18 protein-coding genes and 1 riboswitch are annotated in these 16,332 nt (G+C 45.4%); of the genes, 10 read left to right on the top strand and 8 right to left on the bottom strand.

What is annotated here, in order from left to right; translation table 11 throughout:
- Window positions 1-170 precede the first annotated feature (170 nt).
- Both ASL11_RS16490 and ASL11_RS16485 read left to right on the top strand, forming a co-directional pair.
- Window positions 171-473 carry a HesB/IscA family protein gene (locus ASL11_RS16490; protein ID WP_056616419.1) on the top strand — a complete coding sequence of 101 codons (303 nt, stop codon included), beginning with the start codon at window positions 171-173 and terminating at the stop codon, window positions 471-473.
- A complete protein-coding gene (locus tag ASL11_RS16485; protein ID WP_028556521.1) occupies window positions 473-694 on the top strand; it encodes a DUF1450 domain-containing protein in 222 nt (73 codons plus the stop codon). Before ASL11_RS16490 ends, ASL11_RS16485 begins: the two co-directional genes overlap by 1 nt.
- Window positions 695-752: 58 nt before the next feature.
- Here ASL11_RS16485 and ASL11_RS16480 read toward each other — a convergent pair whose 3' ends face one another.
- Both ASL11_RS16480 and ASL11_RS16475 read right to left on the bottom strand, forming a co-directional pair.
- Window positions 753-1,247: a glutathione peroxidase gene (locus tag ASL11_RS16480; RefSeq protein ID WP_056616417.1), complete on the bottom strand. Its 495-nt coding sequence runs from the start codon at window positions 1,245-1,247 to the stop codon at window positions 753-755.
- Between the two features lie 70 nt (window positions 1,248-1,317).
- The gene (locus ASL11_RS16475) at window positions 1,318-2,208 is read right to left on the bottom strand and encodes a TIGR01777 family oxidoreductase (protein WP_056616414.1); all 891 of its coding nucleotides are present in this window, start codon (window positions 2,206-2,208) and stop codon (window positions 1,318-1,320) included.
- A gap of 189 nt (window positions 2,209-2,397) precedes the next feature.
- Between ASL11_RS16475 and ASL11_RS16470 the strand changes: the two genes are divergently transcribed.
- The 4 genes from ASL11_RS16470 (at window position 2,398) to gloA2 (ending at window position 5,781) form a co-directional block, all read left to right on the top strand.
- Complete coding sequence (locus tag ASL11_RS16470; protein ID WP_056616412.1) at window positions 2,398-3,621, top strand: MDR family MFS transporter; 1,224 nt, start codon at window positions 2,398-2,400, stop codon at window positions 3,619-3,621.
- Window positions 3,622-3,736: 115 nt separating this feature from the next.
- A riboswitch (cyclic di-GMP riboswitch) is annotated at window positions 3,737-3,830 on the top strand.
- 118 nt (window positions 3,831-3,948) lie between these two features.
- On the top strand, window positions 3,949-4,254 hold the full coding sequence (locus ASL11_RS16465; RefSeq protein ID WP_056616410.1) for a hypothetical protein: 306 nt from the start codon (window positions 3,949-3,951) through the stop codon (window positions 4,252-4,254).
- A 146-nt stretch (window positions 4,255-4,400) separates the two neighbouring features.
- Complete coding sequence (locus ASL11_RS16460) at window positions 4,401-5,315, top strand: hypothetical protein (RefSeq protein ID WP_056616406.1); 915 nt, start codon at window positions 4,401-4,403, stop codon at window positions 5,313-5,315.
- Between the two features lie 70 nt (window positions 5,316-5,385).
- Window positions 5,386-5,781, top strand: a complete 396-nt coding sequence (gene gloA2, locus ASL11_RS16455) for an SMU1112c/YaeR family gloxylase I-like metalloprotein (RefSeq protein WP_056616404.1) — start codon at window positions 5,386-5,388, stop codon at window positions 5,779-5,781.
- 366 nt (window positions 5,782-6,147) lie between these two features.
- Here the strand turns inward: gloA2 and ASL11_RS16450 are convergent, their stop codons facing one another.
- A complete protein-coding gene (locus ASL11_RS16450; RefSeq protein ID WP_056616402.1) occupies window positions 6,148-7,287 on the bottom strand; it encodes a THUMP domain-containing class I SAM-dependent RNA methyltransferase in 1,140 nt (379 codons plus the stop codon).
- 136 nt (window positions 7,288-7,423) lie between these two features.
- Between ASL11_RS16450 and ASL11_RS16445 the strand changes: the two genes are divergently transcribed.
- Window positions 7,424-8,059: an O-methyltransferase gene (locus ASL11_RS16445; protein WP_056616399.1), complete on the top strand. Its 636-nt coding sequence runs from the start codon at window positions 7,424-7,426 to the stop codon at window positions 8,057-8,059.
- A 55-nt stretch (window positions 8,060-8,114) separates the two neighbouring features.
- On the opposite strand, the gene ASL11_RS16440 is transcribed toward ASL11_RS16445, so the two are convergent.
- Both ASL11_RS16440 and ASL11_RS16435 read right to left on the bottom strand, forming a co-directional pair.
- Entirely contained in the window at window positions 8,115-8,336 is a 222-nt protein-coding gene (locus ASL11_RS16440) for a hypothetical protein (RefSeq protein WP_056616396.1), read from the bottom strand.
- Window positions 8,337-8,603: 267 nt separating this feature from the next.
- Window positions 8,604-9,524, bottom strand: a complete 921-nt coding sequence (locus tag ASL11_RS16435; protein WP_056616393.1) for a metallophosphoesterase family protein — start codon at window positions 9,522-9,524, stop codon at window positions 8,604-8,606.
- A 130-nt stretch (window positions 9,525-9,654) separates the two neighbouring features.
- On the opposite strand from ASL11_RS16435, the gene ASL11_RS16430 reads away from it, so the two are divergent.
- Entirely contained in the window at window positions 9,655-10,932 is a 1,278-nt protein-coding gene (locus tag ASL11_RS16430) for a CapA family protein (RefSeq protein WP_056616391.1), read from the top strand.
- A gap of 18 nt (window positions 10,933-10,950) precedes the next feature.
- Window positions 10,951-11,577 carry a fumarylacetoacetate hydrolase family protein gene (locus ASL11_RS16425; RefSeq protein ID WP_056616388.1) on the top strand — a complete coding sequence of 209 codons (627 nt, stop codon included), beginning with the start codon at window positions 10,951-10,953 and terminating at the stop codon, window positions 11,575-11,577.
- A 62-nt stretch (window positions 11,578-11,639) separates the two neighbouring features.
- On the opposite strand, the gene ASL11_RS16420 is transcribed toward ASL11_RS16425, so the two are convergent.
- Window positions 11,640-12,833, bottom strand: coding sequence for an HD domain-containing phosphohydrolase (locus ASL11_RS16420; protein WP_056616385.1), 1,194 nt, complete (start codon window positions 12,831-12,833; stop codon window positions 11,640-11,642).
- Window positions 12,834-13,036: 203 nt separating this feature from the next.
- Here ASL11_RS16420 and ASL11_RS16415 point away from each other — a divergent pair, with 203 nt between their 5' ends.
- Window positions 13,037-13,849, top strand: a complete 813-nt coding sequence (locus ASL11_RS16415) for a DUF92 domain-containing protein (protein ID WP_157256960.1) — start codon at window positions 13,037-13,039, stop codon at window positions 13,847-13,849.
- 29 nt (window positions 13,850-13,878) lie between these two features.
- Here ASL11_RS16415 and ASL11_RS16410 read toward each other — a convergent pair whose 3' ends face one another.
- Window positions 13,879-14,184 carry a LapA family protein gene (locus tag ASL11_RS16410; RefSeq protein WP_056616379.1) on the bottom strand — a complete coding sequence of 102 codons (306 nt, stop codon included), beginning with the start codon at window positions 14,182-14,184 and terminating at the stop codon, window positions 13,879-13,881.
- A gap of 118 nt (window positions 14,185-14,302) precedes the next feature.
- Window positions 14,303-16,093 (bottom strand): oligoendopeptidase F, encoded by a 1,791-nt coding sequence (gene pepF, locus ASL11_RS16405; protein WP_056616376.1) that lies wholly within the window; start codon window positions 16,091-16,093, stop codon window positions 14,303-14,305.
- Window positions 16,094-16,332: the final 239 nt, after the last annotated feature.

The raw sequence follows: 16,332 nt of genomic DNA, 5'->3' as shown, positions 1-16,332 counted from the left end.
GTAAGTTAACATTTTGTAATAAGGGATTAATACTCATACTACTATGTATTTTAAAGTTCCTTATGGAATTTGGCAATAGAAGGGCAGAATAGGACAAGGTTGATTTCATGCGCTAGATTCTTTACAATAGAGTTAAAATTAAAATTTATTGTTTCAGGAGATGTGTACATATGAATGTCAAAATTTCTCGTAATGCAGCAAAAGTACTTCAATTGGAGCTCAATAAAGAAGAAAACCAAGGTTTGTTGGTTCGCGTACAAGTGACGCATAAGCATGGTGATCATGCTCACTATGGTTTGGGTCTTGATGATAAAACAGAAAATGATGTTGTGGTAAACACGGACAAAGGAATTGATGTTTTGTTAGATCAATCCGAGCCGCTTCTAGACGGTATTCGTATCGACTACTTCTACACACCAGAGGAAGGCTTCATGATTACTAACCCAAGTAAGGGGAACCACGGAGACCACTAATGCGGAATGATATTCGCATTTGTGATAAATGCAAACACATGAAGGTGAAATCGGCGCTTGCCAAAATAAGTGCCATTGCACCGGATACGGAAGTCAAAGTTGCTTGCAAATCGTATTGCGGTCCATGTTCGAGATTCGCATTCATCTTTATTAATGGCCGTTACATTACGGGCGCAACGGAAGACGAAGCCATCGAAAAAGCAAAAAAATACGTGAAATGATTAAAAAAGCATCCGTCCAATGGGACAGGATGCTTTTTTTGGCTTATATAAGCTGGCATTATGCGTGAACTGCTGATTTCTCTAACAGCTTACGAATTTCACTATCGATCTTATGCGGCTTCGTAGTCGGAGAGAAGCGTTTAATCACATTACCATTTCCATCGACAAGGAATTTGGTGAAATTCCACTTGATGCCAGATCCGAATAGGCCAGATGCCTTGCTTTTCAAATAACGATACAAAGGATGGGCATCAGCGCCATTCACATCGATCTTAGCGAATAACGGGAAATTAACACCGAAATTAAGCTGGCACGCCTGTTCAACTTGCTTGTTATCGCCAGGCTCCTGATCCCTGAATTGATTGCAGGGAAAACCTAGGACACTAAAGCCTTGATTTTTATAGGTATCGTGTAACTCTTGAAGTCCTTGGAATTGTGGAGCTAATCCACATTTCGTCGCGGTATTTACAATAAGCAGGACTTGGTTCTTGTAATCGCTAAGAGATTTGTCCTCACCGCGAATCGTCTTCACTTGAAATTGATGTACACTCATAGTGACACTACCTTCCGCAACTAATATTTCTCGCAATTTAATTGTACACAATTTTAATTCGGAAGGGAAGTTATTTTTTTGCCAAATCTTCTAATGCACCTGCCAGCCAAGGAAAGCGCCACTTAAAACCATGCTCTTGCAATATACGAGGAATGACCTTCTGACCTTCTAGAAGCAGTACAGAAAGCTCGCCAAAAATCAACTTCATCATAAATGCCGGAACAGGGAAAAGATTGGGTCTTCGCATGGCAGTCGCAATCGCGCGTCCCAATTGCTTATTCGTAACCGGATTTGGAGCCGTGGCGTTAACCGGACCAACAATCGAGTCATTTTGAACGCAAAAATCAATTAGTCTCACCATATCATCGATGTGAATCCACGAATGCCACTGCCTGCCGCTGCCAACTGTTCCGCCTACTCCAAGCTTATAAGGAAGAGCCATCTTGGGGAACGCACCTTCTTTATTATCCAACACAAGTCCAACCCGCACCTTCACGATACGTGTTCCTTGGATAAGATCAGCCGCAGCTTCCCATTGCTTGACAACGCTGGCTAGGAAGTCCGTTTGTCGATAAGGACTCGTCTCGTCAAAAGTATCCGTTTCCGAAATGCCGTAATAGGACATGCCTGATGCATTCACAACGACCTTAGGCTTTGGGTCCATTGTCGCGACTAGCTTAGCTACATGATCAGCCGCTTGCAATCGGGATTGTACAATTCGCGTCTTAGCTGCTTGCGTCCAACGTTGACTGATGGATTCACCCGCCAAATTTACAATGACATCAAGACCTGCGAGGAGTTCCGTATTTCGCTCCAACTCGCCCCATGTTATCGTTCTAACACCTGGTACCTGCTTCGAAGATGAACGTGATATATTAATAAGTTCGTGACCTTGTCCCAGCCAGTAAGCGATTAATCGTTTTCCAATAAACCCGCTGCCACCTGTGATCGCTATTTTCATATGCAAGCACCTCCATATCGTTATTATAATTTCTCCACCCAATAAATACCATCTGTGAGATGGCGATAGAGAAAGGTAAACTTCCCTGTCTAAAATGACGACACAATTCGCTATTTTCGTGTATAATTGGAATTCGGATATTAATTAACCATAGGGTAATTCGTGTGTCAGCGAGAGGAGTCATCGTCTATGAATCGTATGCGTCAATTTCTTCAAGCTTATCATCCAATCGTACATACGCTTATCTTAGGTACGGTCATGGCCCGGGCTGCTTCTTCCATGAGTTTACCGTTCCTAGCCATCTACTTGGCGAAGCACTCTGATATGAGCCCAGGGCTCATTGGTATTGTAATAGGAATGGGTGCATTAGCTGGAACGTTCGGCGGCTTTATCGGCGGTACTTTGTCAGACCGATTTGGTCGACGTGTGATCATGCTAGCGGCACTCTTTGGGTGGGGATTCGTATTCCTCGGCTTCGGTGTTGTTAAATTACCGGTCTTATTTATGCTGCTCAATATGCTGAATGGACTTTGCCGTTCCTTTTACGAACCCGTATCGCAAGCTCTTATGGCAGATCTAACAGAGCCCTCCAAAAGGCGACAAGTATTTTCTCTTCGGTACATGGCGATCAACGTGGGTGTAGCTGTCGGTCCTTTACTAGGTGCTTTCTTTGCCACAATGAACGGAGCCTTACCCTTTCTGCTCACAGGCATCATTTATTTAATCTATGGCATAACACTTTACGCCCTTCTCATTAAGTTCGGGATTAAGAAAATTGAAGGTGAGAAGAAATCAATCGTTACTTTCCGCTCTGCGGTAGGTGTTATTCGTAAGGACATCACTTTCCGTTTATACATTATCGGGGGGATTATCGGAGCAATTGGTTATTCACAGGTTATGGTGACATTGTCGCAGTACTTACAAAGGGATTTTGCTAATGGGGTCAAAATGTTTGCCATTCTCATGAGCGCCAATGCCATTGTCGTCATTGCGATGCAGGTCCCTTTGGGGAGATGGGCTGAAAAGTATTCACCTCTAACGGCTATCGTTGTTGGCAACTTTATGTTTGCATTAGGCGATATCGGATTTGCATATTCACACACATTGGCATGGCTGATTGTTTCGATGGGGATTTTCACGTTTGGTGAAATTCTGAATTATCCTGCCGCGAACATGTTGATAGATAAGCTAGCTCCTGAAAATATGCGTGGAACCTACTATGGTGCTCAAACATTAACGAACATCGGTCACTTTATGGGGCCATGGATTGGTGGCTTTTTATTAGTTTCCTATGGCGGCAGCACACTCTTTCTCGTGATAGCGATTTTGTCGATGTTGGGCTCGATTTTCTATTGGAGAGGCACAAAACGTCGAAACACTGCGAAAATATCGTCGAAAATGCAAATATTTTGATGGATTTCGTAAAAATAGTTCCTACGAACTATTCGATTTCAAATCGTCATCCCTTATCCTTGAGAGTATAGTAAGAATTAGTTGATTGATTCATCTAAAAAGATTGTGCACATCATCTCGACAAAGGCAAAGCTGGCGAAAGCCAGTGACGCAAAGCTACAGGGGCCTTACTTCTCCTGCAAAGGACAAGCAGCCAGCCAGCCGCCGAACGATTGGGAATTCACTTCAGAACCCCTCTAGTCGGTTCACTACGGTGGGGTTTTTTCTCTGTCATAGCGAAGCAAATGAATGAAATGGAATGACACGTACAAAGGAGGCCCTAGCGGCATGAAATCGGAAGTAAAATTGCAGGATGAACAGGAAGCAACATCGTTATGCGGTAACCATGTTGCGCGATTGGTGCCATCCACGGATGGACCTAAGCTTATGATTAACCGAGAAGAATATGCATTAAATGAAGCGTGTTGGGATGTTGAGATGTTTCACGGGAGAAACAATAGCATTCTGATTTTTTACTGGAAAGGCGAAGTAAAGCTTTCTGTGAAAATGCCTCCGATGGCTCAAATCGAAGGGTTTGTCACAAGACTTTTGCAATGTCTATCATCCAAATTGAGAGTGGTTCAACCTATCTAGGTGAATCGCTCTTTTTTTTGTCACTGGAAGATCAAGCATCAGGTAATCTTGGTGATTTTCTCATTGTCACCTATCGACACTAGCTGATATAATATGACCATCACATTTCATAGTTCTTAAGAACTATATTAAAGGAGATGCATGGCATGAGATTGATCACACGTTCCGATTTCGATGGTTTAGTATGCGCGATGCTCTTCAAACAATTAAATATGGTGGATGAAATGAAATTTGTCCATCCCAAAGATATGCAAGACGGCTTAATTGAGGTTACTGAGAATGATATTTTGGCTAATGTACCCTATGTCGCAGGCTGTGGTTTATGGTTCGATCATCATTCCAGCGAACTCACACGGATGGGGGAATCCGTAACGTTCAAAGGTGAAACGCGGCTTGCTCCAAGTGCTGCGCGAGTTGTCTATGATTACTACGGTGGAAAAGAAACCTTCGGCGATATCGACGATATTATGCTTGGTGTAGATAAAGCGGACTCCGCACAATTTAGCAAAGAGGATATTTTGAATCCGAGCGGTTGGGATTTGCTTTCGTTTATCATGGATGCTCGAACCGGGTTAGGTCGTTATCGGGATTATCGCATCAGCAACTATCAGTTGATGGAGGATCTAGTGGAGCATTGTGCAACGAAATCCGTTGGCGAGATCATGGAGTTGCCCGATGTGAAAGAGCGTGTAGCTCGTTATTTTGAACTAGATGCGCTATACCGGGACATGTTGCAAAGTTACACACGGGTTGAGAGAAATGTCGTCATTACGGATCTTCGCGATGTGGAGACGATCTATCCAGGGAATCGTTTCATGGTCTATGCCCTCTATCCGGAGCAAAACACCTCGATTTGGATTGTTGATGGACGAAATAAGCAGAACTGCGTATTCGCTTGTGGGCACAGCATTGTCAATCGCACCGCACAAACAAACATAGGAGATTTGATGCTTCAACATGGCGGCGGTGGGCATCACGCTGCAGGGACTTGCCAAGTGGATTATGCGCAAGCCGATGAGGTTCTGCACAAAATCGTTGAAACGATGCAAGCAGCAGGTTAAAATAAAAGGACAAGCCGCAGCGGGGGAGCAACCCAGCGTGCGGTTTTTCTTTGTAAGGAGGCCATATTCAATGGAATTAAAACAGATGCATCACGTTGCGATTATTTGTTCGAATTATGAGCAATCGAAGCATTTCTATGTTGATTTACTCGGACTCACTGTCATTCACGAAACCTATCGCGCTGAAAGAGACTCGTACAAATTGGATTTGCGAATCGGGGATACCGCGCAGGAAATTGAATTGTTTTCTTTTCCGAATCCACCACTGCGTGTAAATCAACCAGAAGCTAGAGGACTACGTCATCTGGCCTTCGTTGTTGCAGATATGGAGCAAAGTGTACAAGAGTTAGAAGGCAAAGGAATTCAAGTTGAGCCAGTGCGAATTGATCCGATTACGGGGAATCTGTACACGTTTTTCGCGGATCCGGATGGACTGCCTTTGGAATTGGTGGAGATTGTTGGATAGGTGAAATTCTGAGCGGGCCAAAGTAGATCGGACAGCTGACTAAAAAATCGTAGATCGATTAGTCAGATTAATGGTTAACGGCCACCAGTGCCGTTATTGTACTGTATTTCATTACTTTATGCGCGTAACGGACACCAGAGCTCTTATTTGCTCATTTTCGGAACAAATTTCATTCTAAAATGGCGAATAGAAGCGCTGGTGTCCGTTAGCGTTCTGAATCGGCGATATTTCGCCGAATAAGGGCTTCTGTGTCCGTTGCCTTGGCTAGGGAATGGGATGCCTCTCTGTATGAGTAAACCAAAAACAGCGACAGCAAAGACGTAAAGTCTCGCTGCCGCTGTTTTATTTATCTGTATGCTACGACTCTTATCTGCGCGGAGGCAGAGGCCCTAGATACTGGAACAAATTACATTCGATCCGTCCGTTAAAAAGCTTACGCTTCTTATCAGCGCGGCGGTTCATATAATGCTCGAGCTGCGTGCTCGGGCTCAGGATGAACAGGCTCCACGACGGCATCGGCCGTGTTAATGCGCCGAGCTCGCGCAGCGCCAGCTCGACATCCGGTGCTTCACCAAGACGCTCGCCGTACGGCGGGTTGGTGATCAAGCAGCCATAGTCGCCACGCGGACGCGCTTTGGCGATGGGCTCAACCTTCAGCTGGAACTGCTTCGTCAGTCCAGCTGCCTTGGCGGCCGCCTCTGCCACTTCGATGGCAGCAGGATCAATATCACTGCCGACGATGTGCAGCGGCACGTTGTCTTTCACCGCGTCGAACGCTTCGTCGCGGGCTTTGTCCCACAGCTTGCGGGGAATGTTCCCCCAAGCTTCACTAGGGAAGCTGCGCCGCAGGCCTGGCGCGATGTTCCAGCCGATCATGGCTGCTTCGATCGGGATGGTTCCCGACCCGCAGAACGGGTCGTAGAGCGGCCGGTCGACGTTCCAGCGGCTTAACAGGATCAAAGCTGCCGCCATCGTTTCCTTCAGTGGCGCTTCGGTCACAAGCTTGCGGTAGCCGCGCTTATGAAGGCTGGGGCCGGTCGTGTCGATCGTTAGCGTCGCGATATCGTTCAGAAGCGCAACTTCAATCACGTAGCGAGCTCCGTTCTCGGGGAACCATTCGGTGCCATAGCGCTGCTTAAGCTTCTCAACGACAGCTTTCTTAGCGATCCCTTGGCAAGCGGGAACGCTGGATAATTGTGACTTATGGGAACGTCCCTCGACAGGGAATTCGGCATCGTTCGGGATCCAGTCTGGCCAAGCGAGAGCTTTGGTGCCTTCGAAAAGCTCGTCGAAGGTTGTTGCTTTGAATTGCCCCATTAGCACGAGGACACGATCGGCTGTTCGCAGCCAAAGATTCGTCCGACAGATGGCCAATTCATCACCAAAGAAACGGACGCGTCCATTCTCGACGGTCATTTCCTCATAACCGAGGTCACGGATTTCGCGGGCAACGATAGCCTCAAGTCCCATCGGACAAGTGGCGATTAGTTCAATTTTTTGTGGCATAGGTATAGTCCTTCCATCCGGGTTGTACAACGCTCAGAAAACTCATACAATTAACAAGTATAGGACAAATAGGTTACACTTACAAACGGGTATTGCAAAGTACCTATATACGATGCGAATTTAGGAGGACAAATACATGGAGACGATCTCTGCAGAAAGTTATATGGAAGGTTTATATGAAGAAGATGCCGTACTAACACGGGTGAAAGAGGTCATTGTTGCTCACAACATGCCTGAGATTTCTATCGCTCCAGGATATGGCAGATTGTTAACGATGCTGGTTACGATGATTGGTGCGAAGCGAGTGTTGGAAATTGGTGCGTTAGGCGGATACAGTGGGATTTGCTTAGCTAGAGGGTTGAAAGAGGGCGGCAAGCTCATTTCACTAGAGCTGAAACAAGATTTCGCGGATGTGGCGAAGCGCAACGTGACCGAAGCAGGTCTAGGCGAATTCGTCGAGTATCGGATTGGCGAAGCACTCGATCACTTGAATGAGCTGCTGGAGCGGGGCGAGCGCTTCGATTTCTTCTTTATTGATGCAGATAAAGTGAATTATCCGAACTACTTGGAGCTTGCGATCAAGCTGGCGAATCCAGGTGCAATCATTGCTGGAGATAACACGTTGATGCGCGGTAAAGTTGTTGATGAGAAGCAAACGAAGGCATCGGTTCAAGCGATGCGAACGTTTAATCAGCGGATTGCGACAGATGAGCGGCTGGAAAGTACGATATTACCGGCTTATGATGGTTTGGCTTTAGCTCGGGTGAAATAAATGAATTGAGAAAAAGAGCGATTCGCTGCTAGCAGCTGATCGCTCTTTCGTCTTGTTAGGAGGCCTTATCCTTCGTATGTAAATCAGAATCGATCATTTTCGTATCATTTATTTGTGGTTGAATTTGTGTTAATGGTGCCTGCGGTTGCTTGGCAGGTGCGAGGTGAGTCGTTGTACGTTGTTTCTTGAAGCTCATCGTGCTAAGGCTGTTCCAATAGATAAACAAACATTCTGCACAAACGATAATCAGTATGATTTTACGCCAATTTAGCTTCATTCAGATAAGCCTCACTTTCCATCGTACACCTATATTAGCATATAGTGGAATTAATTTCCATGAGTTTTCATCCAAGGGTAAAATCTTTCCCAATCCACAAGGCTTGTCGAATAAATGGAAACCTTCCAGCTAATTTTCGGTATTTATGCTGAAAGTTTGGATTAACTGGAAAAAAAGTACAAATAGGTGTTTGGAGCTGATAATACCGGGATATTTTCCATTTATCTTATCGGGTTGTGGGGAGGAAGTATAGGTGGGAGCATCAACTTAATCACCCAAATGCACCAATCCCGTCGTAATCTCCAATTCGTACCTTCGACTATCCGGCATTTTAACCTCATACGCCATCTGTACAGCTCGCTTAATATCATAAGGCACCCGCACAAATTGCAGCGAAACCCCTGCTTGAACCGCAGGATCTGTCTCCCCCTCGATCACGCAGTAGCACGCCTGAGGTATGCCGTCGTATGGAACGCCTACACTGCCTACATTGAACAGTATCAGCCCCTGGCGATCCCCAAGACTCGCACGCTGCGTCCCCGTACTCGTATTCTGTTCTGCCAGACTCACTGTCCCCAGGTCAGTACTCTGCTCCACATCGCCCGCTTTCCGTGCCCCTAAGCCAGCATTCCGCTCGCCCAGGTCCTCAACCGGCGCCCCCGTACTCGCACCTCTCTCCGAAGGGTTGCTCAACGTCAACATATACGGGATATGGATATCTCCGTAACCAACGATATCCGGCTCAGTCCCATCGTAAGGGATTCCGGTCATCTCCGTATTTTCAAACATCGCTAGTCGCTCATTCTTGGAAGCTTCCCGTTTCAATCGATGAAAGACGCTCTTAGCCGACGCATGGAACAAACGAATAAGTTTCCCGCTGAGCATCACGTCGATCGAGAAGGGAATCTGCTTTAAATAGGCTAGTCGCTCATCACCAAGCGATTGTTGCTGCCACAAGCCAGCAGGAAGCTCCTGCGGCATCGTAATGCCGAGATCCCAGTTGCCTTGCACAACGGCTTCACAAGTCAATCTAATAAGGTCAACAACCTCTGCAGAGCTTGGCCCCTTGCCAACAAGATCGCCTAAACAGAAGATACGTGTAAGGCCTCTACGCTCAATATCGTGAAGCACTGCTTCCAAAGCAGGTAGGTTTCCATGAATATCGGAAATAATGGCGATTTTCTCCAAGCGACCCGTGTCCTTTCTGTTCCTATGTATAGCTTCTGTTATACCACAAGGTTGGCATTCTGAAAATGTGAGTCTCTTCCTATTACCCAACGATGTCGACATCTGTTATAATTTGTAGGGGGAAAGGGGAATGTTTGAATTGGAATCTAGACTAGAACGTCACGGTAAATCGAAAAAAGAATCAAATCCGAGCAAAAAGCCTTCACTTAAAGTTTTAGGTGGCTTCACAGTTGCAGCGATTGCTTGTTTTGCCATTGGAATCGGGGCTTCTTATTTGTCCTCCAATTATAATAATGGGGAAGAAGAGGGAGCGGCTTCGACACCTTTGGCTGTAATTTCACCGAAACCATCGGCCTCCACTACGAATGGAAATTCGACTGTGCAGGTAAGTCCCAAAGCTTCTACCGTCGTTACCCCGACACCAACACCATCAGCGAATGCAGCAGCGGTACAGCAAGTAGGAACTGGCGCACAAGTGAAATTAACTTTTGTGGGTGATGTGATTATGGCCTCCAAAGTAGAAGATATTCTTAAGCAAAAAGGCTATGATTACCCGTACACGAATGTAAAAGATTTCTTGACCAAAGCTGATTTTACAATTGCAAATTTGGAATCACCAATAACGACTAGAGGCAGCGTTCAGAGCAAAGAGTACGTGTATCGTTCTGCTCCTGAGGCATTGCCCCCGCTTAAACAAGCAGGTGTTGACATTGTCAACCTAGCCAATAACCACATCATGGATTATGGATCTGAAGGCTTGCTAGATACGATGAAAGCGCTGGATGAAGAGGGCATTAAGCGAGTGGGAGCCGGCAAGGATAACTCAGAAGCCTACCAGCCGACCATCGTGGAAAAAGATGGCATGAAGATTGCTGTCTTTGGTTTCAGCCGTGTTGTTCCGGAAGCTTCTTGGAAAGCTGCACCTGGTCATCCTGGCGTTGCCGAAACATATAACTATAAGCCGCCTGTTGAAGCCATCGAGAAAGCCAAAGCAACAGCTGATCTTGTTGTAGTTGTGGCACATTGGGGTGTAGAACGCGATGACAATCCGGATAAAAATCAGAAGGAGCTCGCACATCGTTACATTGATGCAGGGGCAGATCTTGTTATAGGCGGACATCCGCATGTCCTGCAAGGTTTTGAACAATATAAGGGCAAATGGATTGCCTATAGTTTAGGGAACTTCATCTTTACGACGAATGACACGCCCAAAACTTGGGAAACCGTCATCTTGGAAGCGGCTTGTACGAAGGACAAGTCCTGCAATATTCATCTGGTGCCGATTTTGACGAAATTAGCCTTGCCTACTCCAATGAATGAGGAAGATGGGGCGAAGCTATTTCAACGATTAAGCAAGATTTCAATAGGTGCCACGGTGGATGCACAAGGGAATGTGAATAAGAAATAGAAGAGGAGTTCATCTAACATGACAGCAATGATCCGAAATATATATTGCGTTGGACGGAACTATCGCGCACATGCGGCAGAACTTGGGAACGACGTCCCTGATCAACCGATGATTTTCACGAAACCTACTCATGCATTAGTACATATGGATGGAGGCTCACTGTCTCTCCCAAATGATCAAGGTGAGATTCACTATGAAACGGAACTCGTCTTACATATTTCAAAGCAGTACTCGGAAGGTATAAAAGTCGATGAGATCGTCGATCAATATGCACTTGGAATTGATTTTACACTTCGTGATGTACAGAACGTGATCAAGAAAAAGGGACAACCATGGCTACCTGCTAAAGGGTTCCTGAAGTCAGCTCCAATCACAAGGTTCCGTCCGTTTCCAGGGGCGTCCGAATTGACGAAATCGAACTTCCAGCTTCGTCAGAATGGGCAAGTTGTTCAGGACGGGAACATTTCTCATATGATTTTCGATCTTCAAACCATCATCGATTACATTGCGAAGCATTATGGATTAGGTCCTGGTGACATCATTTTCACGGGGACGCCGGAAGGTGTAGGCCCTGTCCAAGATGGCGACCGCTTAGAGTTGCACTGGGGAGAAGAGCTATTTGGAGCTTTTTCCATTCATTTATAGCATAAAAGGGCAGTTCTCCAAGGTCACTGAGACCTCTGAGAACTGCCCTTTTCATTGGTATTCTATGTATTCGTTTCAATTGGATTGGCTAGAGCAGCATCCGAATATTGCTCTCTTACACGGAGAATAGCAGGTAATTGTTTGAAAAAGGCATCAACCACATCAGGGTCGAAATGCTCTCCGCGTTCCCCCTGAAACAATTGGAGAATACGATCGAGCTCCCAAGCCTTCTTGTAGACACGATCACTGCCAAGGGCATCGAAAACATCAGCTATAGCCGTTATGCGACCGTAAATATGGATCTCTTCACCTTTAATACCGCGAGGGTACCCTCGACCATTCCATTTCTCGTGATGCTCATAAGCAACGACCGCGGCGGTTTTGAGAATATAGCGGGTCGAATTTCGAAGCAGATTATAGCCGATCAGCGTATGATTTTGCATGAGTTTGAACTCGTCCTCGGTCAGCTTGCCCGGCTTATTGAGAACCGCATCAGGGATGGCTACCTTGCCGATATCATGCATAGGGGATGCAATCTTCAACAGTTCAGCCTCATCTTGACTCATACCTAACTCAAGCGCTATTAAATACGAATACTCGGCAACACGCTTCACATGATTACCCGTTTCCTTAGAACGGCTTTCACCAATTTCCCCCATCCGGAAAATGATTTCTTTCTGGGTTTCCTCAATTTCCATCGTGAGGAGAGCAGACTCTAAGGATTTTCCAGCGTAGGAGGAGGCCAAAGTCAAATATTCCATATCTTTATCGGAGAATTGTTCACACGCTGTTAGCTTATTAATCGCTTGATAAGCCCCCATAATCTCACCTTGACTATTCCGGAAGGGGATGACCATTAAGGCTTTTGTGCGATAACCCGTTTGTTGGTCCGTACGGAGAGCGCCATTTTGCAAATAAGATTTGTATTCTTCATTGGTATAAGCATCATGTATGAAGACAGCTTGATCATTCGTCACGGCATAGCCGACAAGGCCAGCTGAGCTTGGGATTCGGATTTCATCAAGACCATGAGCTACTTTAGACCATAGCTCATTCTTTTGTGTATCGAGCAGCCAGACGGTACAACGATCGGAGACAATCATCTCACGCCCCATATCCGCCATTAGCATAAGTACGTTATCAAGAAGCCGTTCGTTCGCAATCTTGGAAGCATAGTCGAAAATGACACGCAGCATGTCTTCGGGTTCTAGGTCTTTTTTGAAAGTGGAATTGGTAGTGAAGTGATCTTGCTCCATGTCAGCCTCCTATCGCTTATTACTTTTATAGTATCATAGAATAGGCTATTTATGGTTAACATTTTGCAGAAATAACCGAAAAATGTCGAATTAATTTTACAAAACGCAACAAGGAAGAGACTTGGAAGAATATGATACAATATACATAATTAATGTGTGCTCAGAAATTGAAATGAACGGGGAGAAACGTATTTATGCTGTTTATGCCGGTAGTCTATGGATTCATAGGAAGCGTAATAATTGCAGGTGCTGCCTATTGGAAGAAATCCTTATCTATAACTGGGCTGATAGCAGCGGTGCTGCTAGGAACGACGATGTATGCGTGTGGGAGGCTAGCGTGGTTCGGAACACTAATCGCCTTCTTCATCTCTTCTAGCTTGCTTTCAAAACTCAAACATCAGCGTAAGGCCGCAGCAGAAAGTGTCTATGCCAAAGGAGGGCGACGCGATGCAGGTCAAGTTGCCGCCAATGGAGGACTTGGTTTGCTGCTTTGTATCGGAAATGCGATCTGGTCTGATCCTGTCTGGTGGTATATGTATATAGGTGTTATGGCAACCGTGAATGCGGATACGTGGGCAACAGAAATTGGCGGCTTGAGTAAGTCGATTCCTCGGTCTATTGTGAATGGGAAGCGGGTGGCTGCAGGTACTTCAGGAGGAATTACAAGTTTAGGAATCGTAGCTTCCTTGCTTGGCGGAGCGTTTATCGGACTTGTGGGGGGCATTTTCAATCAACTAGGGGAGACACAGGAGATAAGTAATTCAATCATGTTCTTAGTTGCGGTAGGTGCAATTGCCGGCTTAGGTGGATCTCTCATGGACTCTTGGCTCGGGGCGACGCTGCAGGTGATGTTTCATTGCGAGGTTTGCGATAAAACAATTGAGAAGAAGGAACATTGTACTCAGAAAGCTAGGCAAATTCGAGGCATGAGATGGATGAGTAATGATGTGGTAAACGCAACCTCCTCATTAATCGGAGGGGTAATATGCTTCTACCTGAGCACCTTACCACTCTGATGGTTGTTTTTCAGTAAGTCTTAATAAGTCTATACACTTGGCTCATTCTTTTCTAGGTCGGAAACCGAGGTGGATGCGGTAGGTGGAAGTTGCGCTTCGTGAAGTTGTTTCTCTAATTGTTTAACTTTACGCTGCAGCTTATATTGACGAACCATGCCGAAGAGGCCAACAATTAGACCACCTAATAAGGTTGAGGTTAAAATGACGAGAATCAATGGTGTGGACGTCGTGACGAACATGAAGTTTACTTGTACAGGCTCCACATTGACGACAGCAAAAACTGCGGTTATAAGAGCAAACACTAAAGCACTGATTAGAATCCATTGCATCTTCATGTACTATCTTCCTCTCTTGTTATGAAAAAGGTTGAAAGCCTCTGCTTTCAACCTTTTCTTTGTTTGCTATCAGCCCACGAACTGCATTAAGAGGGCTTCCCATGTATCGATGAATCGTTTACTTCGTTAGCTCTTCCATCTGATCCAACAACGAGCTGAATACGCTCATAGCTTGCTTAATCGGCTCAGGTGTAGACATATCCACCCCAGCCTTCTTAAGAATGTTCAACGAGTAGTCGCTGCCGCCGCTTTTCAGGAAGCCGAGATAGCGGTCAACCGCTGGCTGGCCTTCGTCCAAAATCTGCTTCGCAAATGATGTAGCAGCAGAGAAGCCTGTCGCATATTTATAAACATAGAAGCTGTTGTAGAAGTGAGGAATCCGAGCCCATTCCATCTCGATATCTTGATCTACAACCATATCATTGCCATGGTACAGCTTATTCAAGCCATAGTAGATTTCACTGAACTCTTGTGGTGTCAGGGATTCGCCTTCTTCTGCCTTCTCATGCGTGATCATTTCGAACTCAGCAAACATCGTTTGACGGAATACTGTCGTCCGGAATTGATCTGCATAGTACGTGAGCAAGTACATTTTTTCCTTCGGATCCGTTACACGTTTTAACAGATAATCCATGAGAAGAGCCTCATTAAGTGTCGAAGCAACCTCTGCTAAGAAAATGGTGTATTGCGCATAACGATACTCTTGGTTCTCATCCGACAAATAGGAATGAATCGCGTGACCCATCTCATGTGTCAATGTAAACATGCTGTTTAAGTTATCTTTATGGTTTAACAGGACGTAAGGATGCGTACCGTAAGCACCCCAGCTATAAGCACCATTGCGTTTATTTTTGTTCTCGTATACATCGATCCAGTGGTTGTCGAAGCCGTCTTGAAGGATTTTCAAGTAATTTTCGCCTAGCGGTGCTAAGCTTTTCTTGATTTCTTCTTTGGCTTGCTGATAAGTAATATCCATCTTGAACTCTTCAACGAGTGGTGCAAACAGGTCATACATATGTAACTCATCGACCTTGAGCAGCTTTTTACGGAGTTTGAGATAGCGTTGCAGCTGTGGCAAGGATTCATGAATGGTGGAAATTAAGTTTGTATACACTTCTTTTTTGATATTGTCACCAAATAGAGTGGATTCAAGAACAGAAGGATAGTGCCGCGCTTTGGCGTAGAAAATGTTTTTATTGATATTCGCGCTTAGTGTCGCACCAATCGTATTTCGATTATTGCGGTACGTTTCGTACACCGCTTTGAAAGCATTCTTCCGAACCTCAGGGTCACGGCTCTCTAGGAACTGAATGTAGCTCCCGTGGGTAAGCTCAACTTCCTCACCTTTTTCATTCTTCACCTTCGGGAATTTCAAGTCTGCATTGTTCAGCATTCCGAAAATCGTACTTGGCGCCCCTGCCATTGTGCCGGCTTGAGCAAGTAGTGCTTCTTGTTCTTTCGATAACGTATGTGGCTTCTGACGAATCATTTCTTCAAGCGTATCTTTATAAAAAGATAAGGAAGGATCGCTCACAAGCTGCTGAAGCTTTTCGTCCGAGAGGCTTAAAATTTCAGGAGAAATGAAGGAAGCTGCTTCCCCAACTTCAACACTGAGTTTTTTTGCTTTTTCGGATAAAGCCTGATAAACAGGTTCAGCTGTATCTTCATGATGCTTCATGTTGGCATAGACATATAATCTTTCCATTTTCACAGAAAGCTCATCTTCCAATTGGAAAATTTGCTTCACGGAAGCCGCATCGTTAAGTTTTCCTTGGAAGGCACTGACTTTGCTAAGCGAGCTTTTTACCTCTTGAAATTCTTGATCCCAAGCCTTCTGATTAGCAAATAAATCCTCCAATTGCCAACGGTGCTCGGCCGGTACTTGCTTGCGTTCCAATAATTGAGTCATCGGAGCCCTCCTGTCCTTGTTTTGAGATTGGGGTAAGCTGGTATCCTTTGCGTGTAAATCAGCTATGGGGATGGAGCTAAGAAGAATTCCCATTACAGCTGTTACATAAAGAAGGCGCATTGCGGTCACGCTCCCGGCATATTCCCATGAGGGATGTTCTAACTGAAATCCCAATCCATGGTTTTCACCTAGTATGACCGATTGCAAGTTTAATTATCATTATATGAAAAAGCTGGAAG

Source organism: Paenibacillus sp. Soil750 (assembly GCF_001428045.1).
GTDB classification, from domain to species: domain Bacteria; phylum Bacillota; class Bacilli; order Paenibacillales; family NBRC-103111; genus Paenibacillus_E; species Paenibacillus_E allorhizoplanae.
This window is presented reverse-complemented; position numbering and strand designations above follow the sequence as displayed.

Excerpts from the sequence above, each read along its gene's own strand:
- ASL11_RS16460 (WP_056616406.1), top strand. The coding sequence starts at position 4,401 with ATGAGATTGATCACACGTTCCGATTTCGATGGTTTAGTATGCGCGATG.
- ASL11_RS16420 (WP_056616385.1), bottom strand. The coding sequence starts at position 12,833 with ATGGAGCAAGATCACTTCACTACCAATTCCACTTTCAAAAAAGACCTA.
- pepF (WP_056616376.1), bottom strand. The coding sequence starts at position 16,093 with ATGACTCAATTATTGGAACGCAAGCAAGTACCGGCCGAGCACCGTTGG.
- ASL11_RS16440 (WP_056616396.1), bottom strand. The coding sequence starts at position 8,336 with ATGAAGCTAAATTGGCGTAAAATCATACTGATTATCGTTTGTGCAGAA.
- ASL11_RS16415 (WP_157256960.1), top strand. The coding sequence starts at position 13,037 with ATGCCGGTAGTCTATGGATTCATAGGAAGCGTAATAATTGCAGGTGCT.
- ASL11_RS16490 (WP_056616419.1), top strand. The coding sequence starts at position 171 with ATGAATGTCAAAATTTCTCGTAATGCAGCAAAAGTACTTCAATTGGAG.
- ASL11_RS16425 (WP_056616388.1), top strand. The coding sequence starts at position 10,951 with ATGACAGCAATGATCCGAAATATATATTGCGTTGGACGGAACTATCGC.
- ASL11_RS16450 (WP_056616402.1), bottom strand. The coding sequence starts at position 7,287 with ATGCCACAAAAAATTGAACTAATCGCCACTTGTCCGATGGGACTTGAG.
- ASL11_RS16445 (WP_056616399.1), top strand. The coding sequence starts at position 7,424 with ATGGAGACGATCTCTGCAGAAAGTTATATGGAAGGTTTATATGAAGAA.
- ASL11_RS16480 (WP_056616417.1), bottom strand. The coding sequence starts at position 1,247 with ATGAGTGTACATCAATTTCAAGTGAAGACGATTCGCGGTGAGGACAAA.
- ASL11_RS16475 (WP_056616414.1), bottom strand. The coding sequence starts at position 2,208 with ATGAAAATAGCGATCACAGGTGGCAGCGGGTTTATTGGAAAACGATTA.
- ASL11_RS16465 (WP_056616410.1), top strand. The coding sequence starts at position 3,949 with ATGAAATCGGAAGTAAAATTGCAGGATGAACAGGAAGCAACATCGTTA.
- ASL11_RS16430 (WP_056616391.1), top strand. The coding sequence starts at position 9,655 with ATGTTTGAATTGGAATCTAGACTAGAACGTCACGGTAAATCGAAAAAA.
- ASL11_RS16485 (WP_028556521.1), top strand. The coding sequence starts at position 473 with ATGCGGAATGATATTCGCATTTGTGATAAATGCAAACACATGAAGGTG.
- ASL11_RS16470 (WP_056616412.1), top strand. The coding sequence starts at position 2,398 with ATGAATCGTATGCGTCAATTTCTTCAAGCTTATCATCCAATCGTACAT.
- gloA2 (WP_056616404.1), top strand. The coding sequence starts at position 5,386 with ATGGAATTAAAACAGATGCATCACGTTGCGATTATTTGTTCGAATTAT.
- ASL11_RS16410 (WP_056616379.1), bottom strand. The coding sequence starts at position 14,184 with ATGAAGATGCAATGGATTCTAATCAGTGCTTTAGTGTTTGCTCTTATA.